16 protein-coding genes are annotated in these 23,578 nt (G+C 63.9%); 4 read left to right on the forward strand and 12 right to left on the reverse strand.

The window, feature by feature from the left end:
- Positions 1-176: 176 nt before the first annotated feature.
- Both ilvD and ubiA read left to right on the forward strand, forming a co-directional pair.
- Positions 177-2,036 carry a dihydroxy-acid dehydratase gene (gene ilvD, locus BLS41_RS03805; RefSeq protein WP_074763075.1) on the forward strand — a complete coding sequence of 620 codons (1,860 nt, stop codon included), beginning with the start codon at positions 177-179 and terminating at the stop codon, positions 2,034-2,036.
- Between the two features lie 288 nt (positions 2,037-2,324).
- The gene (gene ubiA / locus BLS41_RS03810) at positions 2,325-3,188 is read left to right on the forward strand and encodes a 4-hydroxybenzoate octaprenyltransferase (protein ID WP_074763076.1); all 864 of its coding nucleotides are present in this window, start codon (positions 2,325-2,327) and stop codon (positions 3,186-3,188) included.
- A 313-nt stretch (positions 3,189-3,501) separates the two neighbouring features.
- Here ubiA and proC read toward each other — a convergent pair whose 3' ends face one another.
- The 6 genes from proC to BLS41_RS03840 all read right to left on the reverse strand — a co-directional run bounded on the left by proC (position 3,502) and on the right by BLS41_RS03840 (position 10,591).
- Positions 3,502-4,317, reverse strand: a complete 816-nt coding sequence (gene proC, locus BLS41_RS03815) for a pyrroline-5-carboxylate reductase (RefSeq protein ID WP_074763077.1) — start codon at positions 4,315-4,317, stop codon at positions 3,502-3,504.
- A gap of 57 nt (positions 4,318-4,374) precedes the next feature.
- On the reverse strand, positions 4,375-5,073 hold the full coding sequence (locus BLS41_RS03820; protein ID WP_074763078.1) for a YggS family pyridoxal phosphate-dependent enzyme: 699 nt from the start codon (positions 5,071-5,073) through the stop codon (positions 4,375-4,377).
- 39 nt (positions 5,074-5,112) lie between these two features.
- On the reverse strand, positions 5,113-6,339 hold the full coding sequence (gene glcF / locus BLS41_RS03825; RefSeq protein ID WP_074763079.1) for a glycolate oxidase subunit GlcF: 1,227 nt from the start codon (positions 6,337-6,339) through the stop codon (positions 5,113-5,115).
- A gap of 8 nt (positions 6,340-6,347) precedes the next feature.
- Complete coding sequence (gene glcE / locus BLS41_RS03830; RefSeq protein ID WP_074763080.1) at positions 6,348-7,436, reverse strand: glycolate oxidase subunit GlcE; 1,089 nt, start codon at positions 7,434-7,436, stop codon at positions 6,348-6,350.
- 139 nt (positions 7,437-7,575) lie between these two features.
- Complete coding sequence (locus tag BLS41_RS03835) at positions 7,576-9,069, reverse strand: FAD-linked oxidase C-terminal domain-containing protein (RefSeq protein WP_074763081.1); 1,494 nt, start codon at positions 9,067-9,069, stop codon at positions 7,576-7,578.
- Between the two features lie 106 nt (positions 9,070-9,175).
- Entirely contained in the window at positions 9,176-10,591 is a 1,416-nt protein-coding gene (locus tag BLS41_RS03840; protein ID WP_074763082.1) for an FAD-linked oxidase C-terminal domain-containing protein, read from the reverse strand.
- Between the two features lie 255 nt (positions 10,592-10,846).
- On the opposite strand from BLS41_RS03840, the gene BLS41_RS03845 reads away from it, so the two are divergent.
- Positions 10,847-11,410, forward strand: coding sequence for a cob(I)yrinic acid a,c-diamide adenosyltransferase (locus tag BLS41_RS03845; protein WP_074763083.1), 564 nt, complete (start codon positions 10,847-10,849; stop codon positions 11,408-11,410).
- A 9-nt stretch (positions 11,411-11,419) separates the two neighbouring features.
- On the opposite strand, the gene BLS41_RS03850 is transcribed toward BLS41_RS03845, so the two are convergent.
- From BLS41_RS03850 to BLS41_RS03880, 6 genes are all read right to left on the reverse strand, one after another.
- Entirely contained in the window at positions 11,420-11,752 is a 333-nt protein-coding gene (locus BLS41_RS03850; RefSeq protein WP_074763084.1) for a helix-turn-helix domain-containing protein, read from the reverse strand.
- Entirely contained in the window at positions 11,749-12,093 is a 345-nt protein-coding gene (locus BLS41_RS03855; protein WP_074763085.1) for a type II toxin-antitoxin system RelE/ParE family toxin, read from the reverse strand. The genes BLS41_RS03850 and BLS41_RS03855 overlap by 4 nt, the downstream gene beginning before the upstream one ends.
- A gap of 225 nt (positions 12,094-12,318) precedes the next feature.
- On the reverse strand, positions 12,319-13,392 hold the full coding sequence (gene aroG, locus BLS41_RS03860) for a 3-deoxy-7-phosphoheptulonate synthase AroG (protein ID WP_074763086.1): 1,074 nt from the start codon (positions 13,390-13,392) through the stop codon (positions 12,319-12,321).
- 373 nt (positions 13,393-13,765) lie between these two features.
- Positions 13,766-15,232, reverse strand: a complete 1,467-nt coding sequence (gene tldD / locus BLS41_RS03870; protein ID WP_074763087.1) for a metalloprotease TldD — start codon at positions 15,230-15,232, stop codon at positions 13,766-13,768.
- An 85-nt stretch (positions 15,233-15,317) separates the two neighbouring features.
- Positions 15,318-16,181, reverse strand: a complete 864-nt coding sequence (locus tag BLS41_RS03875; RefSeq protein WP_074763088.1) for a carbon-nitrogen hydrolase family protein — start codon at positions 16,179-16,181, stop codon at positions 15,318-15,320.
- Positions 16,182-16,330: 149 nt separating this feature from the next.
- Complete coding sequence (locus BLS41_RS03880) at positions 16,331-20,548, reverse strand: YhdP family protein (RefSeq protein ID WP_074763089.1); 4,218 nt, start codon at positions 20,546-20,548, stop codon at positions 16,331-16,333.
- Between the two features lie 186 nt (positions 20,549-20,734).
- Here BLS41_RS03880 and glnE point away from each other — a divergent pair, with 186 nt between their 5' ends.
- Entirely contained in the window at positions 20,735-23,527 is a 2,793-nt protein-coding gene (glnE, locus tag BLS41_RS03885) for a bifunctional [glutamate--ammonia ligase]-adenylyl-L-tyrosine phosphorylase/[glutamate--ammonia-ligase] adenylyltransferase (protein ID WP_074763090.1), read from the forward strand.
- Positions 23,528-23,578 lie beyond the last annotated feature (51 nt).

Consider the following 23,578-nt stretch of genomic DNA (forward strand, 5'->3'; position numbering starts at 1 on the left):
TCGTGACGCATTTCGCAGCTAACTCACTCCCGCCGCCCTGAGCAACACACCCCTACTGCCTGTGGGATAATCGCGGTTTGCCCAGAGCGCGGCTCACAAGGTTGTTCGCACGGGCGCACGAGGGCCTTTATTCCCACGGCCCGCTTCCTTACTGCGATATTTCTCCCACAACCACAATGCCCGTATACCGTTCCAGAACCACTACCGCCGGCCGCAACATGGCAGGGGCACGCTCGCTGTGGCGCGCCACCGGCATGAAAGACGAAGATTTTTCGAAGCCGATCATCGCGGTCGTCAATTCGTTCACCCAGTTCGTGCCCGGTCACGTTCACCTGAAAGACCTCGGCCAGCTCGTCGCGCGCGAAATCGAAGCTGCGGGTGGCGTCGCCAAGGAATTCAACACCATTGCCGTCGACGACGGCATCGCCATGGGCCACGACGGCATGCTGTATTCGCTGCCGAGCCGCGACATCATCGCGGATTCGGTCGAATACATGGTCAACGCGCACTGCGCGGACGCGATGGTGTGCATCTCCAATTGCGACAAGATCACCCCGGGCATGCTGATCGCGGCGATGCGCCTGAACATTCCGGTGATCTTCGTGTCCGGCGGCCCGATGGAAGCCGGCAAGACGAAGCTCGCGAATCCGGTCACGAAGACGCTCGAATTCAAGAAGCTCGACCTCGTCGACGCGATGGTGATTGCAGCGGATTCGTCGTATTCCGACGCCGACGTGGCCGAAGTGGAACGCTCGGCATGCCCGACCTGCGGTTCGTGCTCGGGCATGTTCACGGCCAACTCGATGAACTGCCTGACCGAAGCGCTGGGTCTGTCGCTGCCGGGTAACGGCACGGTGGTCGCCACGCACGCCGACCGCGAGCAACTGTTCAAGCGCGCTGGCCGCCGTATCGTCGAACTGGCTCGCCAGTACTACGAAGAGGAAGTGGAAAGCATCCTGCCGCGCGCAGTGGGCTTCAAGGCGTTCGAAAACGCAATGACGCTCGACATCGCGATGGGCGGTTCCACCAACACCATCCTGCACTTGCTGGCGATTGCACGCGAAGCCGAAATCGACTTCACGATGGACGACATCGACCGTCTGTCGCGTATCGTGCCGCAGTTGTGCAAGGTCGCGCCGAACACGAACAAGTACCACATCGAAGACGTGCATCGCGCGGGCGGCATCATGGCGATCCTCGGCGAGCTGGATCGTGCGGGCAAGCTGCACACCGACGTGCCGACCGTGCACGCGCCGACGCTGAAAGACGCGCTGGATCAGTGGGACATCGTCCGTACGCAGGACGAAGCCGTGCGCACGTTCTATATGGCGGGACCGGCAGGAATTCCGACGCAGGTCGCGTTCAGCCAGAACACGCGCTGGCCGAGCCTCGATACGGATCGCGCCGAAGGCTGCATCCGTTCGTACGAGCACGCGTTCTCGAAGGAAGGCGGCCTGGCCGTGCTGACCGGCAACATCGCGCTGGATGGCTGCGTGGTGAAAACCGCGGGCGTCGACGAAAGCATTCTGGTGTTCGAAGGCACGGCTCACGTGACCGAGTCGCAGGATGAAGCGGTCGAGAACATCCTGAACGACAAGGTCAAGGCCGGCGATGTCGTGATCGTCCGCTACGAAGGCCCGAAGGGCGGCCCCGGCATGCAGGAAATGCTTTACCCGACGAGCTACATCAAGTCGAAGGGTCTGGGCAAAGCCTGTGCGCTGCTGACGGACGGCCGTTTCTCCGGCGGTACGTCGGGTCTGTCGATCGGTCACTGCTCGCCGGAAGCGGCAGCGGGCGGCGCGATTGGTCTGGTGCGCGACGGCGACAAGATCCGCATCGACATTCCGAACCGTACGATCGACGTGCTGCTGTCCGACGAGGAACTCGCGCGTCGTCGCGAAGAGCAGAACGCGAAGGGCTGGAAGCCGGCGAAGGTGCGTCCGCGTAAGGTGTCGGCGGCGCTGAAGGCGTATGCGAAGCTGGTGATGTCCGCGGATAAGGGCGCGGTGCGCGACCTGTCGCTGCTGGACGATTGATACGGCGGCGGCCTTTTTTAGCCTGTGTCTGCTGATGAAGCCGCCCTTCGGGGCGGCTTTTTTTATTGGCGCTGGGGGTAGGGCGTTTGAGCGCGGCTGGTTTTTGGGTGGTGTGCTGAGCCAGCACGCCATGCCGAATTGCGCCGCCGGGTGGGCCCACGGCTGGCTACGCTAGGCGTGACCGAGCTAAGCCGAATCGAGCCAACCCCTCCCGCGCACGCCAAAGCTCCCCGCACTCCGCATCCCGTAAAATAGCCGGACCCTCTTTGCACTCCACCGACTCCGCCCATGTTCGCCCGACTTCCCCTGTATTTGCGGCTCGTCCGCATGGACAAGCCGATCGGCAGCCTGCTGCTGCTGTGGCCGACGCTCAACGCGCTGTGGATCGCGTCCGACGGGCATCCGTCGTGGCCGCTGCTGGTGATTTTCACGGTGGGCACGGTGCTGATGCGCTCGGCGGGCTGCGCGATCAACGATTACGCGGATCGCGATTTCGACCGCTACGTCAAGCGCACCGAAAATCGGCCGATCACGTCGGGCAAGATCAAGGCATGGGAAGCCGTGGCGCTGGCGGCAGGCTTGTCGTTGCTGGCATTTCTGCTGATTCTGCCGCTGAATACGCTGACCAAGGAGTTGTCGGTCGCGGCACTGTTTGTCGCCGGCTCGTATCCGTTCACCAAGCGCTTCCTCGCCATTCCGCAGGCCTATCTGGGCATTGCTTTCGGCTTCGGCATTCCGATGGCGTTCGCGGCGATCCAGGATCACGTGCCGATACTCGCTTGGGTGATGTTGCTCGCCAACGTATTCTGGTCGGTCGCGTACGACACCGAATACGCGATGGTCGATCGCGACGACGACATCAAGATCGGCATTCGCACGTCCGCGCTGACGTTCGGCCGCTTCGACGTCGCGGCGATCATGCTGTGCTACGCGGCGACGCTGGGCATTTACGTCGGCATCGGCGTGATGCTGGGGTTCGGCGTGCTGTACTGGCTGGGATGGGCGGTGGCCGTGGGCTGCGCGATCTATCACTACACGCTGATTCGGAACCGCGACCGGATGGCGTGTTTCGCGGCGTTCCGGCATAACAACTGGCTCGGCGGCGCGCTGTTTGTCGGGATTGCCGCGCATTATGCGGTGGCTGCGATTTGAGACAGGTGAGCGCCGATTGCTGCATTTTTTCGGCAGTCGCCGCGGTCTTGATTTGAAGCAGGGCGGCGCTTGTCAACGCGGGGTACGCGAGAGGTGAAGCGCAAAACACGCCTTCGACAGATTTTGCCGCTGGCCTGGCTTCCCGCATGCGCCGGGGTGGCAAGCACGCCAGCCAGTCATCCACGGCGGCTCGATGGGAGCGTAGTCCCCACTCGAGCCAAAGCTCCGCGTTCGGTTGCGTAGCTGTATTTCCCGCCGCCCCTTCATCGCAAGACGATGAAGGGGCGCGGATGAACGTCCTCAGTCCCGGCGCTTACTGCTTACCAAACTCCTCGCCCATTTCCTTCGCGCGCGCATCGGCAGCGAGCACGCCACGCACGATCGCATCCTTGATCGCGCTGGCGTCGAACGATGCCAGTGCCGCCGCCGTCGTGCCGCCCTTCGACGTCACGCGTTCACGCAGCAGGCTCGGCGGTTCGTCGGAATTCGCGGCCAGTTGCGCGGCGCCGGTGAAGGTCGCGACAGCCAGCGCGCGGCCCTGTGCTTCGTCCATGCCGAGCTGGCGCGCGGCTTCCTGCAGCGCCTCGATGAAATAGAACACGTAGGCCGGTCCGCTGCCCGAGATCGCGGTGACGGCGTCGATCTTCGCTTCGTCGTCGAACCAGACCGTTTCGCCGACCGCACCCAGCACTTGCGACGCGAGCGCGCGGCCCGCTTCGTCGACGCTCGCGGTCGCGACCAGCCCGGTTACGCCCATGCCGATCAGAGCGGGCGTGTTCGGCATCACGCGGACAATGCGGGCGTGGCCGTTCAGCCAGCGCGACATGTCGTCCATGCGAATGCCCGCGACGATGCTCACCACCAGTTGCGACGCATTCAGATGCGGTGCAATTGATTCGGCGACGGCTTTCAGGATTTGCGGCTTGACCGCCAGCACGACCGCGTCATACGCGGCGAGCGCCTCGTCCGCCGCTGCGCCGGTGCGCACACCGAACTGATCTTCATTGCGCTTGCGCGCGTCTTCGTTGGGATCGATCGCGTAGAGGTCGGCGGGCGCGACGCCACGCTTGATGAGGCCGCCGATCAACGCCGCGGCCATGTTGCCACCGCCGATAAAAGCAATTTTCATGATGTTCCGGATGAGGTTTCGTGAAGCGCCCCGGAGGCCGCGAAGGCCTGCCAAGGGTCAGTTAGAGTAATCTCGCGCGCCGAAAATCGCGGTGCCGACCCGCACGATCGTCGCGCCTTCCAGTACGGCTGCTTCGAGGTCGCTCGACATGCCCATCGACAGCGTGTCGAGTTCGAGCCCGTCGTCGCGCAGACGCTCGAACAACTCGCGCAGCGCACGATGCGGCGCGCGTTGTTCTTCGATGCCGCCGCCAGGCTCGGGAATCGACATCAGTCCGCGCAGAGTCAGCTTCGGCAACGCGGCGATCGCCTGTGCGACTTCGACCGCCTCGGCAATGCTCACGCCGCTTTTCGACGCCTCGCCGCTCACGTTCACCTGCAGGCACACGTTCAGCGGCGGCAGATTATCGGGACGCTGCTCCGACAGCCGCTGCGCAATTTTCAGCCGATCGACCGAATGCACCCAATCGAAATTCTCGGCAACCGGCCGCGTCTTGTTCGATTGCAGCGGCCCGATGAAATGCCATTCGAGCGACGCGCGCAGATCGGCGAGCGTCTCGATCTTGGTCAGCGATTCCTGCACGTAGTTTTCGCCGAATGCACGCTGACCACAGGCATGCGCGGCGCGAACGTCTTCGGCGGGGAAGGTCTTGGAGACCGCGAGCAACGTGACCGAACGCGCATCGCGTCCGGCCGCCTGCGCGGCCACGGCGATGCGCTGCTGCACCGCTGCGAGATTGTGAATCAGATCGGGCATGGAACGGAACCGGTAGTCCAGCGAAAGGCAATGACTGGATTATACGGACAGCATGTGCTCGACCAATTCGATCCAATGCGCGACCGGCGTTCCCGTGCCGCTTTGCAAATGTGCAATGCAGCCGACGTTCGCCGACACGATGACCTGCGGTTCCTGCGCCTGCAGGCGCTCCAGCTTCTGATCGCGAAGTGCGTACGACAACCTGGGCTGCGTCAGCGAATACGTGCCCGCCGAGCCGCAGCATAGATGACTGTCGGCGGGCAGGCGCACTTCGAGGCCGAGCGCGGCCAGCAGATGTTCGACCTTGCCGCGAACCTGCTGACCATGCTGCAACGTGCAGGGCGGATGAAAGGCGACCGTGTGAACCGAGCGGCGGCGCGTTTGCGCGACCAGCGCTTCTTCGAACTCGGGCAGGATCTCCGAGATATCACGGGTCAATTCGACAATACGGCGCGCCTTTTCCGCGTAAGCCGGGTCGTGGCGCAGCAGGTGCGCGTATTCCTTGACCGTCGCGCCGCAGCCCGACGCGTTCATCACGATCGCTTCGGCACCCTGCTCGACAAACGGCCACCATGCGTCGATGTTCGCGCGCAGGTCGTCGAGCGCGTCGTCGTTGTAGCCGAGATGCAGGCGGATCGCGCCGCAGCAGCCGGCATCGGGCGCGATCACGGTTTCGACGCCGAGTGCGTCGAGCACCCGCGCGGTCGCGATGTTGACGTTCGGCATCATCGACGGTTGCACGCAACCCGCCAGCATCAGCATTTTTCGCGGATGTTTCGCGGTCGGCCATTCGAGCGGACGCTGACGCGCGGGCACCTTGTCGCGCAATTTCTTGGGCAGAAGCGGGCGGAAACGCTGACCGAGTTTCATGGTCGGCGTGAAGATCGCGCTGTTCGGCACGACGCTCGCGAGCAGGCGGCGTGTGAGCCGCTGCCCGAGCGGACGCGTCACTTTTTCTTCGGTGATCTTGCGGCCGATTTCCACCAGCCGCCCATATTGCACGCCGGACGGGCAGGTCGTTTCGCAATTGCGGCAAGTCAGGCAACGGTCGAGGTGAACCTGCGTGCTACGCGTGACCGGCGCGCCTTCCACCATCTGCTTGATCAGATAGATGCGCCCACGCGGGCCGTCGAGTTCGTCGCCGAGCAACTGGTAGGTCGGGCAGGTGGCCGTACAGAAACCGCAGTGCACGCAATTGCGCAGGATGGCGTCGGCTTCGTCGCCATCGGGCGTGTTGCGAATGAAGTCCGCGAGGTTGGTTTGCATCGCGTCGCTCAGAAGTCGGAGTAGAGACGGCCGCGATTGAAGATGCGGGCCGGGTCGAAAGCGTTTTTCAGGCCGCGATGGATTTTCATCAGCGGGGCGGGCAGTGGGGTGAACACGCCGGCGCTGCGGTCGTAGCCGTGGCCGGTGCGGAAAATCGTGGCATGGCCGCCAGCCTGTTTCGCGCTGATGCGCACGGTTTGCGCGTCGGTGTCGGTGATCCACCAGCGCTGACCGCCGCCCCATTCCATCAGTTGCGCGCCGGGCAGTTGCAGCGGTTCCGTAATCGACGGCAATGCAAGACGCCAGAGCGCGGCCTTCGGCGGGATGCCCGAGAAAAACGAGTCGGTCTGCTCGCGCAAGCCGGTCCAGAAACGTTCCGCTTCGACAGCATCGACCACTTCGCCGCCGAGCGACGTACGCGCCGACTTCACCGCCGCTTCGGCGCCGGCCAGCCGCACGACGAGCGTGCCGTGACGCCACGCACTAGCGGTAATTGGCAACGGTCGGCCGCCCCATTCGTTGAGCTTGCGGACGGCATCGGTGCCGTTCATGTCGAACTTGATGGTGGCTTCGGCCTGCGGCAACGGCAGCACCTTCACCGACAATTCGAGGATCAGGCCGAGCGTGCCGAGCGAGCCGGCCAGCAGACGCGAGACGTCATAGCCGGCGACGTTCTTCACGACCTGTCCGCCGAAATGCAGTTTCTGGCCTTGCCCGTTCATAACGACCGCGCCGAGCACGAAGTCGCGCGCCGCGCCCGCAGCGGGGCGGCGCGGACCGGAAATGCCGGCCGCGATGCAGCCGCCCAACGTGGCCTGCGGGCCGAAATGCGGCGGCTCGAACGCGAACATCTGGTGGTGCTCGGCGAGTGCGGCTTCGATCTCCAGCAGCGGCGTGCCCGCCCGCGCGGTGATGACGAGTTCCGCCGGGTCGTACGCGATGATGCCGCGATAAGCGCGCGTGTCGAGGATGTCACCTTCCAGCGCCTGGCCGTACCAGTCTTTGGTGCCGCCGCCGCGGATGCGCAACGCGCGTCCTTCGGCGCTGGCCGAACGCACGCGTTCCGACCATACGGCGACGATGTCGTCCTCTTCCATGGTGTCCTGCTTCGTTGTGTTTCGATCGATTGTACCTGGCAGGGGCCCGCTGACAACCAGGAGCGGACCCGCATCGGGTAATCAGGGTGGCAGGGCTTAAGACCCGCCACCGAAGCAGTTTTACGTTTCTTTCGCCGTCTTAAAAGCGCGGCAATTCCGGGTGCGGCAGCAAGCCGCCACGCACGTGCATCTTGCCGTACTCCGCGCACCGCGCTCGCGTGGGAATGCCTTTGTCGGGGTTGAGTAGGCCCGGTGAGTCGAAGGCTCGCTTGACGGCGTGAAAGGTGTCGCGCTCTTCGGGCGAAAACTGCACGCACATCGAATTGATCTTTTCGATGCCGACGCCATGCTCGCCCGTTACCGTGCCACCCAGTTCCACGCATGCTTCGAGGATGTCGGAACCGAACGCCTCGGCCCGGTGCCACTCGTCCTGGTCGTTGCCATTGAAGAGAATGAGCGGATGCATGTTGCCGTCGCCCGCATGGAACACGTTGATGCAGCGCAGGCTGTAGCGCTTCTCCATTTCTTCGATACGTGCGAGAAGCGGCCCGATACTGCGGCGCGGCACGGTGCCGTCCATGCAGTAGTAGTCGGGTGAGATGCGGCCGGCGGCCGGAAAGGCGTTCTTGCGGCCGGACCAGAAGCGCAACCGTTCGGCCTCCGAGCGTGAAATCTGGATGCGGGTTGCGCCCTGTTCGCGCAGCACTGCCGTCATGCGCACGATTTCGTCGGCGACTTCTTCGGGCGTGCCGTCCGATTCGCACAGCAGGATCGCCGCCGCGTCGAGGTCGTAACCCGCGTTGACGAACTCTTCGACCGCGCGCGTGGCCGGTTTGTCCATCATTTCGAGGCCCGCCGGAATGATGCCCGCCGCGATAATGCCTGCCACCGCATCGCCGCCTTTCACGACGTCGTCGAAACTGGCCATGATGACCTGCGCCATTTGCGGTTTCGGGATCAGCTTGACGGTGACCTCGGTGACGATCGCGAACATGCCTTCGCTGCCGATCAGCACCGCCAGCAGATCGAGGCCGGGCGAGTCGGGCGCGAGCGAGCCGAACTCGACGATCTCGCCTTCCATTGTCACCGCGCGGACGCGCAGCACGTTGTGCACGGTGAGGCCGTACTTCAGGCAATGCACGCCGCCCGAGTTCTCCGATACGTTGCCACCGATCGTGCAGGCGATCTGCGACGAAGGGTCGGGCGCGTAGTAAAGGCCATATGGCGCGGCTGCTTCAGAAATGGACAGATTGCGCACGCCCGGCTGCACGGTGGCGGTTCGCGCATACGAGTCGACTTCGACGATTTTTCTGAAGCGTGCAAGCGACACCACCACGCCATGACGGATCGGCATGGCGCCGCCCGACAAGCCGGTGCCCGCACCACGCGGCACGATCGGCACTTCGAGACGATGGCAGATCTGCACAATGCGTTGCACTTGCGATTCCGTTTCCGGCAACGCAACCGCAAGCGGCAGACGCCGGTACGCAGCGAGCCCGTCGCATTCATAAGCGACGGTATCTTCTTCGCGGTACAGCAGACAGTGGGTCGGCAATACGGCCATCAGCGCCTGTACGACTTCGCGCTGGCGCTGGGCGAGTACTTCAGCCGTCAGTTCAGCGGGTGCGTTCATGTGACTTGTCTCCTCCAGCTTTGACTGATCGTGCTTGTCGGGTTGGCGCGGACGTTTTTGATCAACGCCCCGCGCGCCATGCAATATCTCGCAGTACCTCGATACCTCAGGCCGCCCAGGCGAAAATCTTTCCCGGATTCATCAGGTTATGTGGATCGAGCGCGTGCTTGATCGAGCGCATCGTATCCACCGCGACGTCGCCGTGTTCTTCGAGCAGGAAGCCCATCTTGTGAAGGCCGACACCGTGCTCGCCGGTACACGTGCCGTCCATGCGCAGCGCGCGCTGCACGATGCGGTGGTTGAGCCGCTCGGCTTCGACGAGTTCTTCCGGCTGGTTGGGATCGATCAGGATTGCGACGTGGAAATTGCCGTCGCCGACGTGGCCGACGATCGGGCAGGGCAGCGGTGACGCGTTCAGATCCTGCTCGGTTTCCATCACGCACTCGGCGAGGCGCGAGATCGGCACGCAGACGTCCGTGGTGACTGCGCGGCAACCGGGCTTCAACTGGATCATCGCGAAATAGGCGTTGTGACGCGCATTCCACAGCCGGCTGCGGTCTTCCGGCCGGGTCGCCCACTCGAAATCTTCGCCGGAATTTTGGGCGGCGATTTCCTGTACCAGTTCGGCCTGTTCCTTGACGCCGGCCTCCGTGCCGTGAAATTCGAAGAACAGCGTGGGCGCTTCACGAAGCGTCAGATTCGAATGGCGATTGATCGAGCGGATCGCGAGCGAGTCGACGAATTCGACGCGCGCAATCGGCACACCCATCTGGATTGTCTCGATGACGGAGCGCACTGCATCGCCCATCGACGGAAATGCGCAGATGGCGGCCGACACCGCTTCCGGTTGCGGATAAAGGCGCACGGTGATTTCCGTGATGACGCCGAGCGTGCCTTCCGAACCGACAAAGAGACGCGTGAGGTCGTAACCCGCCGACGATTTGCGCGCCCGCGTGCCGGTTTTGATCACGCGGCCGTCTGCCAGAACCACGGTGAGGCCGAGCACGTTCTCCCGCATCGTGCCGTAGCGCACGGCATTCGTGCCCGACGCGCGCGTGGCCGCCATGCCGCCGATGCTCGCATCCGCGCCGGGGTCGATCGGGAAGAAGAGGCCGGTGTCGCGCAGCGCTTCATTCAACTGCTTGCGGGAAATGCCCGGCTCGACGGTGACGGTCAGGTCTTCGGCGTTAATCGACAGGACCCGGTTCATTTCGGACAGATCGATCGACACGCCGCCTTGCACGGCCAGCAAATGCCCTTCGAGAGATGAACCGTTGCCGTATGGAATGATCGGTACGTTGTGCTGGCCGCACAGCTTGACGACGGTTTGCACGTCTTCGGTGTTGCGTGCGAACACGACGGCGTCGGGCAGTTGGGGATCGAACGGCGATTCGTCGCGGCCATGGTGCGCGCGAACGGCCTCGGCGGTTGACACGCGCTCACCGAAAGCGGCTTGGAGCGCGCCCAGCAACTCGGCGGGAAACGGCCGGCGCAGCGGGGCCGGCGGCACGGGATGGTTCACGCTTGTCTCCTGATCTTTGGGGCAATGCTGTTTGCAGCAGGTGTTTCATTTTACGCCGATCGCCCGTGAACCGGCGTCGGGGCCGGCTCGCGCTCCTATAATGGCGGCGACCTCACGATGCGCGCAATATGGATAAACGCGGTGACCGACCTGGCCGTTTCAGACTACGTACGGCGGTGATTTGCGGTGTTTTCTTTTAAAGCCTACTTGAACTGTATTGCATGGCCGCATCGTTACTGAATGCAGGGAGAAATGATGGGTAACCGTTTGAGCAAGATCGCCACCCGTACCGGTGATGACGGCACCACCGGTCTCGGCGACGGCCGCCGCGTACGCAAGGACAGTGCGCGCATTGCCGCGATTGGCGATGTGGATGAACTCAATTCGAACCTCGGCGTGCTGCTGTGTGAAAACCTGCCGGACAACGTGCGCGCGGCGCTGGTCGCGATCCAGCATGACCTGTTCGATCTTGGCGGCGAGCTTTGCATTCCCGGCCACACGATGATTACCGGCGAGCACCTTGCCCGACTGGACAGTTGGCTTGCCGATTACAACGCTGCACTGCCGCCACTGAAGGAGTTCATTTTGCCGGGCGGGTCGCGCGCTGCCGCGCTTGCTCACGTTTGCCGCACGGTTTGCCGTCGCGCCGAACGGGCGATTGTCGCGCTCGGTGAAAACGAGACTGGGGACGAGACGATCAACGCAGCGCCGCGCCAATATGTAAATCGGCTGTCGGACCTGCTGTTCGTGCTCGCGCGCGTGCTCAATCGTGTGGACGGCGGCACCGATGTACTTTGGCAGCACGACCGCACAGCGTAGGTCCGGCTGTTACCCAATCGCCAGAGTGACCGGCTTGCCGATCCGGCTCATCATTTCCACCAGTGTGTCGATGGTGAACTTCGTGGTTTTCTTGTTGACCACGTCGGACACGCGTGGGCGCGACACCATCAGAATCTCGGCCGCCTCGGCCTGCTTCAGATGATGCTGTTCGATCCAGCTCGACAGCTCGGTCATGAGTTGCTCCTTGAGCAGTCGCGTGTCGTTGATCTGTTTCTGCGACGCGGCATACAGACGCTTCGCCTCGTCGGGTGAAAAGCCCAGTTCGGTGAACAGATTCGCACCAGGCTTTGTCACGTGACGAATTTTTGTGTCGGTCGTCATTGTTCAGTTTTCCTATCAGTGATGATCGCGCGGTACCGCATCTCGGCAATCTTTTTATCGAGCGGACCCAGCTTTTGCGTTTTCTTCTGGAAGCAGTGCAGGACGTAGAGCGCTTCGACGAACTTCGTCACATACATCACGCGAAAAATGCCTTCGGATTCCCGAATGCGAATTTCGCGCGTTCCTGCGCCAATAGAATCGAACGGCTTCCAGTCGTCAGGGTCGAGACCTGCCTGAATCTTGCGAAGCTGAAACCCTGCGCGACGCCGTGGTTCTTCGGGAAATGCAAGTAAATCGCGAAAGCTGGAGCCTAGCCAGCGTATTTCTTTTTCATGCTCCATAGCCGCCTTTCGTGTACAAAATATTATACGTAACGTACCGCCCGGTCAAGTAGCATCCGACTTGGAAGTGACCCGGCGGATGAGTTGTTACGGTACAGAGGCCGCTCGCGAAGCACCATTCGTCCGTTCGGCTAATGCAAGCACAGAAAACAAAAAGCCCGGCCCGAATGAGCCGGGCTTTCTACGGTCTACGAAGCGGTTGCCGATGCAGCCGCTCAAGCGTTTTTAGTTGCCGCTGCCGCGCGCAACACGGCGTTGCTTGACCGATTCCGCGAGACCCTCCAGCACTGCAACGCTTTCATCCCAGCCGATGCACGCGTCCGTGACGCTCTGGCCGTACGTCAGCGCGCAGCCTTCCTGCAAGTCCTGACGCCCCGCCACCAGGTGCGATTCCACCATCACGCCGACAATCCGTTCGTCGCCCGAAGCAATTTGACGGCCGATATCCGCGCACACCGGAATCTGGTTCTCATGCTTCTTCGAGCTATTCGCGTGACTCGCGTCGATCATCAGACGCGCCGCGAGACCGGCCTTGCCGATGTCCGCGCAGGCCGCGTTCACGCTGTCCGCGTCGTAGTTCGGCGTCTTGCCGCCGCGCAGAATGATGTGGCAGTCCTCGTTGCCCGCCGTCGACACGATCGCCGAGTGGCCACCCTTCGTCACCGACAGGAAATGGTGCGGCTGCGATGCGGCCTTGATGGCGTCGACGGCGATCTTCACGTTGCCGTCCGTACCGTTCTTGAAGCCGACCGGGCACGACAGGCCCGACGCGAGTTCGCGGTGCACCTGCGACTCGGTGGTCCGTGCGCCGATCGCGCCCCACGAAATCAGATCGGCGATGTATTGCGGGCTGATCATGTCGAGGTATTCGGTGCCCGCCGGCAGGCCGAGTTCGTTGATGCGCAACAGCAGTTCGCGCGCGGCGCGCAGGCCGTCGTTGATCTTGAAGCTGCCGTCCATGTGCGGATCGTTGATGAGACCCTTCCAGCCCACAGTAGTACGCGGCTTTTCGAAGTACACGCGCATCACGATTTCGAGTTCGCCGGCGAAGCGCTTGCGTTGCTCGATCAGGCGGCCCGCGTATTCCATCGCCGCTTTCGGATCGTGAATCGAGCACGGCCCGATGATGACGATCAGGCGGTCTTCCATGCCGTGCAGGATCCGGTGCATCGCATTGCGCGAGTTGTAGATCACGTTGGACACCGTTTCATCGCAGGCGAATTCGCGGATCAGATGAGCGGGGGGCGTGAGTTCTTTCAATTCGCGAATACGGACATCGTCGGTGTTGTGCGGGGGCATGTTGTTCTCCTGAATCAGTTCTTAGCGTGTTCGCCTGCGTAGCGGCAGACGGCAATCAAAAAGTGTTCAACGACTAAATTTCAGATACGGTTCAAATGAATGGGGCGAAAAAAAACCGCCAGACTTAGCTGGCGGTTTTTCGGGAATTCTTGGTGTTTCGTGCACTAACACCCCTCTCGATCCGCCAGCGGTCTGAGATAGCCAAAAAAGTAAAAATAAAACTTGGCGGACATGGCGAAATAGGTCGCTGGTCAAAAAGGGTGAGTGACTTTATACCCCGCTGAGGCTCGGGTGACAAGCTGCAGTGGGTAAAAATGCGGAAAATCCGCATACTTCGCGCTTTCTGTGCGCGAAGTATGCATTTGCTGCAAAATCAGGCAGTGCCGCCAACCGTCATCCGGTCGATACGCAGCGTGGGTTGGCCGACGCCCACCGGCACGCTTTGGCCTTCCTTGCCGCACACGCCAACGCCCGAATCGAGCTTCATGTCGTTGCCGATCATGCTGACGTATTTCAGCGATTCCGGGCCGCTGCCGATTAGCGTCGCGCCCTTCACCGGATACGTGATCTTGCCGTTTTCGATCATGTACGCCTCGGACGCCGAGAACACGAACTTGCCGTTCGTGATGTCGACCTGGCCGCCGCCGAAATTCACCGCGTACAAGCCGTTCTTCACCGACTCGATGATTTCCTGCGGGTCCTTGTCGCCGTTGAGCATGTACGTATTGGTCATGCGCGGCATCGGCAATGCAGCGTACGACTCGCGGCGCGCGTTGCCCGTGACCGGCATCTTCATCAGACGCGCGTTCAGCGTGTCCTGGATGTAGCCCTTCAGGATGCCGTCTTCGATCAGCGTCGTGCACTGGGTCGGGTTGCCTTCGTCGTCGATATTGAGCGAGCCGCGGCGATTCGGCAGCGTGCCGTCGTCGACCACCGTCACGCCCTTGGCTGCAACCTGTTCGCCGATCCGTCCCGCGAACGCCGACGAGCCCTTGCGATTGAAGTCGCCTTCCAGACCGTGGCCGATCGCTTCGTGCAGCAGCACGCCGGGCCAGCCCGGTCCGAGTACGACGGTCATCGCGCCGGCCGGAGCCGGACGCGCGTCGAGGTTCACCAGCGCCGCATGCACTGCGTCGTCGACGTAACGCGACAGCACTTCGTCGGTGAAATAGCCGTAGTCGAAGCGGCCGCCGCCGCCGCCGCTGCCGATCTCGCGGCGGCCGTTCTGTTCGGCGATCACGGTGACCGACACGCGCACCAGCGGTCGGATGTCGGCCGCGAAGCCGCCGTCGCTGCGCGCGACCAGCACCACGTCGTATTCACCGGCGAGGCCCGCCATCACTTGCTGGATGCGCGGATCGCGGCCGCGCGCCATCTTTTCGATGCGTTCGAGCAGCTTGACCTTGGCGGTCGCGTCGAGCGAGTGGAGCGGATCGGACGGCAGGTACAGATCGCGCCCGGCAATGCCGGTCAGCGACGAGGCCGCCTTGATCTTCTGCTTGCCGCCGCCCGCCTTGGCGATCGAGCGCGTGGCGAGGGCCGCCTGACGGATCGCTTCGGGCGACAGGTCGTCCGAATACGCGAAGGCCGTGCGGTCGCCCGACACGGCACGCACGCCGACGCCCTGGTCGATGCTGAAGCTGCCCGATTTCACGATGCCTTCTTCGAGACTCCACGCTTCGCTGCGCGTGTACTGGAAGTACAGGTCGGCGTAGTCGATCTTGTGCGTGAAGATTTCGGCGAGCGTGCGGGTGAGCAGGGATTCGTCGAGACCGTAGGGCGTCAGGAGGATGTCCTTGGCGGTGGCGAGATTACGGATACCGGGTTCGATGATGTTCATGCGAAGTATGTTCTGCTCGATACGGAGGATTCGGTTAGCGCCCGGTCGCTATATGCGTGACGGGCGCCGCAGTTTCAATGTCGTTTCAGCTCAGCACGCGATGACGCCACGCGGGCAGGCTCTGTCGCACCTCGTCGATGCGCGCACGGTCAAGATTGCCGGCGACCACGCCGGCCCCTTCGTCGCGCACTGCAACGATCTCGCCCCACGGGTCGATCAGCATGCTGTGGCCCCACGTGCGGCGGCCGTTTTCATGTTGGCCGCCTTGCGCGGCGGCCAGCACGTAACACTGGTTTTCAACCGCCCGCGCGCGCAGCAGCAACTCCCAATGCGCGCGGCCGGTGGTGTAAGTGAACGCGGACGGCACCACGATCAGCGCGCAGTCGCCCATGCGCCGGTACAACTCGGGGAAGCGCAAATCGTAGCAGACCGACAGCCCGACCCGTCCGAACGGCGCCTCGAAGCTGCGGACCTCGTCGCCGGGACGGATGGTGCGCGCCTCGTCGAACGATTCCTGGCCTTTTTCGAAGTTGAACAGGTGGATCTTGTCGTAGCGCGCGACTTCGTTGCCCTGCGGGTCGAACACCAGCGTGGTGTTCAGCACGCGCGACGGTTCCGGTGCCGTGACCGGCAAGGTGCCGCCGATCACCCAGACCTTGTGCCGGCGCGCGGCATCGGCGAGAAAACGCTGGATCGGGCCGTCCTGCCAGGGCTCGCGCACGGCCAGCTTGTCCGTGTCCTTGAAACCCATGAAGCAGAAGTATTCGGGCAGCAGCACGAGTTGCGCGCCGTCGGCGGCGGCTTCGGCGATCAGGCGTTCCGCGTCGGCCAGATTGCGTTCGCGATCCGGCGTGCTCACCATCTGCAATGCGGCGACACGGAAGCTGCTGGCAGGAGAGCCGCTGGACCCCGCGGTGGATGAAAGTGGAGAGACGTGTGTTTCGCTCATGAGCGTTTCGAAAAACTCCCGGCAAGGCGGTGGCGCGGACTGCGGGCGCCACTTACGTCGTTGATGTCGTTCAGGACTGGCTGGGACCGCTGGGGCCGTACCGACTTTTTGAGACCGGCCCGACGCGCAGGCAAAGGGCCAGATAAAGTTCAGTTCGCTTCCACGGTCGAAGCGGGAGCGTCCATCTTACCGCGATCGCTCTTCACCCGCTCGACGTGCGGCTTCGCCCACGAACCGGTGATCGCATAGTCGCGCGCGAACATGTGCGACACCGAGTGCGACAGCGCCAGATCGGCCACCAGCGCACCCAGCCCGAACAGCGGATTGATCACCGTCGCGGCGATTACGCCCGCCCCAGCGCTGACAGTAGGGACGAGATGCACATGCAGATCCTGGGTTTCCTGCGCGAGATCGATCGATCCCTTCATCTCGGCGCGCGCCGGGGCGGTCACCAGTTTGAAGTTGTCCGTGCGGCCGATGCCGTCGTGAATCTGCGCGGTGCCGCTCACCTGCTTGAACGGCAGACCTTCGCCGATCACGTCGCGGAAATCGAGCGTGACGACGCGCGCCAGGCTTTGCAGACTCAGCACGCCCAGCAGCGTAGCCACACCTTGATCGATCTTCAGGATCTGGCCGTGACGCAGATCGACGGCGAGATTGCCGTTGAGCGTCGGATAGTCGATCGCGGTCGGGCCGCCGCGCCATACCATGCGGCCGGCCAGCGAACCTTCGCCGGCCTTGATCGTGCGCGGCTTGCCGAACTGTTCGAGCAACGCGCCCGCGTCCTTGATATCGAGCTTGAAATCGAACACCGTGCGGCGCTGGGCGGCTTCGTCGGCGGAATTGTCCGCGCCGGTCGAGGTGCGCCAGTTCGCGGTCGCGGTCAGCTTCGCGGCGGCGTTGGTGACGTCGAGCTTGTCGAGTTGCCAGACCGGCACGCCGTCTTCGGTGAAATTGTGCGCGTTGACTTCGAGCTTGCCGATGTTGCGGTCGCGCACGATCAGCTCGTTCACGATCAGATCGATCGACGGCATGTTCTGCGCGGGCGCCGACATCGCCGGGCCGAGCAGATCCTTGTCGGCCACCGATGGAATCACCACGCGGGCAAAGCGCGCCTGCAACTCGCCGGGCGACTCGCGGGTCGCGCCCGGTAGCCACGACACATGGCCGGACACCTGGTTCGACGCGATGTTCGCCTGCCACTGGCGATCCGCATGCGACGCGCCGACGATCACGTTGTCCCAGTGGCGTTTGAGCAGCGTCAGCGTGTCGATGTGCAGCGCGAAGCGGCTGGGCAGAAATTGCGCGACGGCCGGGTTCGGCGTAGCGGCGGTAGCGGGCGCGGTGGCGGTAGCGGACGTGACGGGCGCGGTGGCGGGGGTGTCGCGGTTGCGCATCTGCGTGACGAGCGCGCGCCATGCGTCGGCGTCAAACTCGGGTATGTCGATATTGGCGACTACCCCTTGCGACGGCAGATCCGCTGGCTTATTAACGCCGATCGCGCCGCGCACGACTGTCGGCGCGGCTTTCGGCTGATAGCGCAGCACATAGGTCGCGGCGATCGGCCCGAAGGTCAGGTCGGCGCGTTCCAGACCCGCTTCGCCGGGAGCCGGCGACGGGTTGACCGCGAAGTGCAGCGGCATGGCCGTGCCGAGCGGTTTGTCGAACGGCGCGGGGAAGTCGAGCCCGAGGCCGGTGAGGTCGGAATTCGCCGTCACTTCCGGCAACTGCCCTTTCGCGCCGCGCACGTTCAACGCGTACGGCGCGCTGCCGCTCATGCGCATCAGCACCTGCGCAGCGGGGCCATGCAGATTGAGGCCGCGTGCGGCATCGACGGCGATATGGCCGTTCAGGTTCAGCGCGTACGTGCCGTTCTGCCGGAAGCCGCCGTTCGCGTGCACGTCGCCGCCGAGGAACTGCCCGGAGAGCCGGTCGACCTCCGCCGTATGCTCGGTGAACTTCACGCGGCCGTTCAGTTGCGATAGCGGCGGCACGTTGTCTACGCTCAGCCGGTTGTTCAGGAAGCCCACCGCGCCTTCCACGCCGATGTGCGGTTTCGGCGTACGCGGAATGGTCAGTTTCAGCGCGAGCGACGCCGGTCCCTCGGCGCGAATCTTCTCGGTCTGGTGTTTGGCCATGATGCCGAGCGAGCTGTCGTTCACGTAATCGAGCATGTCGGCGAGCGGCCCGCGCCCGTTGCCCTGGATGATGAGGTTCGACGCCTTGGTGCCCAGGTCGTCGATCTTGCCGTTGACGCCGGTGAGCGCGACCCGCTTGTAACGTCCACGGTCGATATCGAAGCGCATCACGTTCTGCTTGAGTTCGAACACGCCGTCGATGTCGTCGAGCGGCGGCCACACGTTCGGCGTGCCGTTGCGCATGTTGCGCGGCGGGTAGGGCGACGGGTCGAACTTGCCGCCTTTGAACGGCGCATAGACGCGGAAAATCCCGGCGCTGGGGTCGCGCGCGTACGGGAACTTGGTCAGGTCGCCGTGTATTTCGATCGTCGCGCCATGCGACATGCCGGCCTGCAGGCCGTGGCTCAGATAGATACGCAGCTTCTCGCTGATGCTGGTCGGCAGATAGCGGTAAATGCGCGTGACCTGCGCGCGCTGGAAGTCGGCTTTGAGGTCGAGCGAGCCGCGTCCGTGGCCCGGATTGCTGTAGTCGGCGGAGGCAGTGGCCGCGACGTCCGCGTTCGACACGCCGAAGTCGGCCAGCTTCACCGTGAACGCCGGACGGTTTTCGCCCGGCGCTTTGGTACCCATGGTCCAGTCGGCGCGGCCATGCAGACGGTCGAGCTTCAGGCGCGGATCGTCGAATACGCCCGGCAGCGTGATGGCCACGTTGGAGGTGTCGAGAATCGCGGTGCCGTGGTTTTCGTCGGCATCGACGCTGCCCCACAGATTTTCGATCCCGGGGATGCCCGCGCGCGGGTGATTCAGCGGCGTCAACCCGGGCGGTGGCTCCTGGGCGGCCACGCTGATGCCTTGCAGATCGCCCTTGAAACGATAGCGCTCGATCGGCTCCGCGCCGGTCGGCCGATGATCGCTGCCCGCCTCGCCGGACTCCGGCTTGCCGCGTTCCACTTCGATCACATAGTTGGCAACGAGTCCGCGTGGATTGAAGCGCACGAGGCTGTTCAGCAGGGGTTTAGGCAACGGCAGCGCGCGGCTGAATTCCGCGAGAATGCCCAGATCGACGCGATCGCCGCTGACGCTGAGCAGTTGTCCGTGCTGCTGCGAGGCCATCCGGTAACGCCCGTTCAGCGTCGCGAACGCGAGCGTGCGGGTGAGCGGAGTGCCGTCGTCGAGCGGCGGCTGGCCGAGTTCGGCGCGCAGATTTTTTAGTTGCAACTGATAGTCGTCGCCATCGGCTTCGACGCGCCACGAGAAGTGAGCGACGGGCAGCAGCAGCTTCGGTTGCGTCGGACGAACGCGCAGCGCCACGTCCATGCCGGTGAGTTGCCCGCTCGCCGCCTTCATGCGGCCATCGGAGAAATCAATCCAGATAGCGTTGCCGATGCGCCCCGCGTAGGTCTCGATCGGGAAGTTGACGTAACGCGCGAGGGTCGGCAGATCGACGGGACCGGTCGAGACATACGCCTGCCCGGTCCAGTTGACCGGCTTGCCGATCGCGGAGAGCGGCGCGTGCCGGAAGTTCGTGCGGAAATCGATCGGACCGTGCAGCACCTGGCCGTCCGGCGGCGCCTGCAGCGCGAGCCGGTGGTCGTAGCCGTCGTTGAGAATCGCAATGCGGATGTCGCGCAGCGCGAGTTCGGGCGCGTCGTGCTGCGCATCGCGCCAGCGCAGTACGCCGCCGCGCAGCACGATGGCCTGCTGACGCAACAGCCAGGTGGACAAGGTGTCGTTGCCGCTATGCCGGGTCGGCACCGGCACGCCCGCCACCGACATCACGCCGTCGCTGCTGCGCGACACCAGCACGTCCGGCTGATCGACGATCAGGCTCGACAACGCCGGATGAAACTGCCACAGCGACTTCCACGACAGCGTGGCGGTGGCGTGCGGGATGGTCAGCGCGGGCCGCCCTTCGTGATCGCGAATCACCAGGTTGGTAACGTCGAGCCCCGGCTGAAATCCGCTCCAGTAAGGCGCGAGCTTGCCGATAGTGAATTGCGTGCGCAGCTTTTCGGAAACTGCTGCCTCGATGCGCGGCCGGAACGAATCGACGCGCGGCAGCACGACATAGCGCAAGCCGAGGAACAGCCCCGTTGCAATAAAGTAGAGGACCAGCGCGAGCGCCAGTGCCACGCGAAAAATCCGACGCAGCACGATGTGGTCGCTTCCGCTCACAGGCCGGACCTGCCCGGTTACGTGCGGGTCGGCGGATTCGTTTCGCTCGGACATGCTGCGGCGGGTGGGCGTATGGTAGTTTTGCGAATTAACGACGAAATGTAACACACGAGAAAGCGTCGGCGGACTTCCGGCAAACCCTGTCTGCATGCCGCGTCGCCGCTTGCAGAGCCGTCAACTTTCCGTCGTGTTACAGCGAACTGAATAACGCTAACAAGCAACGAGCGAGCCCGACCCCTGATGACCGACGCCACTCTCCTGAGTTCCAGCTATTCCCACTACGCCGCGCGTGCTGTGGCAGCCCGTCCGCAACTCGTTGCGCATGTCACGGCGCTGGCGTCGGCGCCATTGAGCCGCGAGCGTATCGACGCGCGTTTCGATGCGTTGTGTACGGAAGCGGCGGGCGCGGCTGGTACGCCATTGAGCGAGGACGCGCTCAAACGGGCGTTGCGCCAGTTGCGCACCGAAGTGTTCTGCGCGGTGATGGAGCGCGACCTGGCGGGCGAAGCCGACATCGCCGAAGTCACCGGCGCGATGACCGATCTCGCGGAGACGACGATCCAGCGCTCGCTCGCGGTGTTGTCGGCGGAACTCGAAGCGCTTTACGGCGAGCCGCGCGGACCGCAAGGCGAGCGGCTCGCGCTCGGCGTGGTGGGCATGGGCAAGCTGGGCGGGCGCGAGTTGAACGTGTCGTCGGATATCGATCTGATCTTCGTCTATGAAGAAGACGGCGAGACGGCCGGCGGCCAGCGCTCGCCGATCGCCACGCAGGACTTTTTTACGCGACTCGGTAAGCGGCTCATCGGCGCGCTCGCCGAAGTCACCGCCGATGGTTACGTGTTCCGCGTCGATATGCGTCTGCGGCCGAACGGCGATTCGGGGCCGCTGGTGTGCAGTCTCGGCATGCTCGAAGAATATTTCTACGTGCAGGGCCGCGAATGGGAGCGTTATGCGTGGATCAAGGGGCGGCTGGTGTCCGAAGGCGCGAGTCCTGCCGCGCAACGCTTGCAGAAACAACTCGACGCGATCGTCACGCCGTTCGTCTACCGCCGTTATCTCGACTTCGGCGTGATCAGCGCGATTCGCGCGCTGCATCTGCAGATCCGCCAGGAAGCGCAGCGCCGCGCGTCGATGCGTCCCGACAAGGCCGACGACATCAAGCTCGGGCGCGGTGGTATCCGCGAAATCGAATTCAGCGCGCAGGTTTTTCAACTGATTCGCGGCGGCCAGGATGCGGGTTTCCGCGTGCGTCCGACGCTCGCCGTGTTGCGGCACGCAGCCACGCATGGGCTGCTGGACCCGTCGGTGTGCGTGAAGCTGTCGCAGGCTTACCGGTTCCTGCGCGAACTCGAACATCGTCTGCAATACCGTAACGACGCTCAGACGCACGCGATGCCGGTCGATCCCGACGAGCGCATTGCGCTGGCGCAAGCGATGGGTTGCGACTACGTGACCTTGATGACCCGGCTCGACGCGCATCGCGAATTCGTCGAGCAGCAGTTCGACCAGATTTTCGCCGACAAGGTGAGCGGCCGCGACGGCTGCGGCGCGCCGGAAGACGGCGCGGCCGCGTGGGTCTGGAGCAGCGCGCTCGCCGACGACAGCGCCGACGAAGCATTGCGCGCGCGCCTCGTCGAACTGGGTGTAGCCGAGCCAGGCGATTTGCTGTCGCGGCTGCGTGCGGTCTGGCAGTCGTCGCGTTACACGGGGCTTGCCGAGCGGAGCCGGCAACGCTTCGACATCGTCGCGCAACGGGCGCTGGAAGCCGCGCGCACGCTGGAGCCGGAGGCGCGGCGCGGCAATACGATCATGCGGTTTTTCGATCTGCTCGAAGCGGTCAGCCGGCGCGGCGCTTATCTGGCGCTGCTGACCGAGTATCCGCAGGCGCTGCATCAGGTGCTGTCGGTGCTGGGCGGCTCGCGCTGGGCGGCGGGTTATCTGATCCGCCATCCGCAATTGCTCGATGAACTGCTCGATGAAGAGGCGATCAACAGCCCGTTCGACTGGCCCGAATTCAAGCGTACGCTGCGCTTGCGCCTCGCGGCCGCCGACGGCGTCGAACAGCAGATGGACCTGCTGCGCCACGCTCACCAGGCCGAGGTGTTCCGCATTCTGCTAATCGACCTTGCGGGCAAGCTGAGCGTCGAGCATGTGAGCGACCGGCTGTCCGAGCTCGCCGACGCCGTGCTCGACGTGACGCTCGAAGCGGTCTGGAAACAGTTGCCGAAGCGCCATCGCGAGGTGCCGCGCTTCGCGGTGATTGCGTACGGCAAGCTGGGCGGCAAGGAACTGGGCTATGCGTCCGATCTCGACGTGATCTTCCTGTACGACGATCCCGACGATGTCGCCGCCGATGTCTACGCCACTTACGCCCGTCGCCTGATCACATGGCTGACCATGGCGACCGGCGCGGGCACCCTGTTCGATGTCGACTTGCGGTTGCGGCCGAACGGCGAGTCGGGGCTGCTCGTCACCGATCTGGACGCGTTCCGCCGCTACCAGTTGCGCGAGGGCGATGCCGCCAACACCGCGTGGGTGTGGGAGCACCAGGCGCTGAGCCGCGCGCGCTTCTGTGCCGGCGATGTCGACATCGGCGCGAAATTCGAGGCGATCCGCGAACGGGTGCTGACCACGCCGCGCGAGGCCGAGCCGCTCGCCAAGGAGATCGTGGAGATGCGCGCGCGGGTCGAGGCGGGGCATCCGAACCATACGCCTGGCCTGTTCGATCTGAAGCACGATCGCGGCGGCATGGTGGATATCGAATTCACCGTGCAGTACTGGGTGTTGCTGCATGCGGCGAGCGATCCCGAGCTGATCCGCAATACCGGGAATATCGCGTTGCTGCGCGAGGTGTCGCGCTTCGGGCTGATGAGCGAGGCGGAGGCGGAGACGGTGGGCGCCGCGTATCGGACGTATCGCAAGTTGCAGCACAAGCTGCGGCTGGACGGGATGGAGAAGGCGCGGGTCGATCCCGGGTTGGTGACGACCGAGCGTGAGGTGGTGCTGGGGTTGTGGAGGCGGGTGTTTGGGTGAGGAGGTGCTGCCTGCTGATTGGGCGGTGGCCGGGCCTTTGCGACGGATTTT

Source organism: Paraburkholderia fungorum (assembly GCF_900099835.1).
GTDB lineage: Bacteria > Pseudomonadota > Gammaproteobacteria > Burkholderiales > Burkholderiaceae > Paraburkholderia > Paraburkholderia fungorum_A.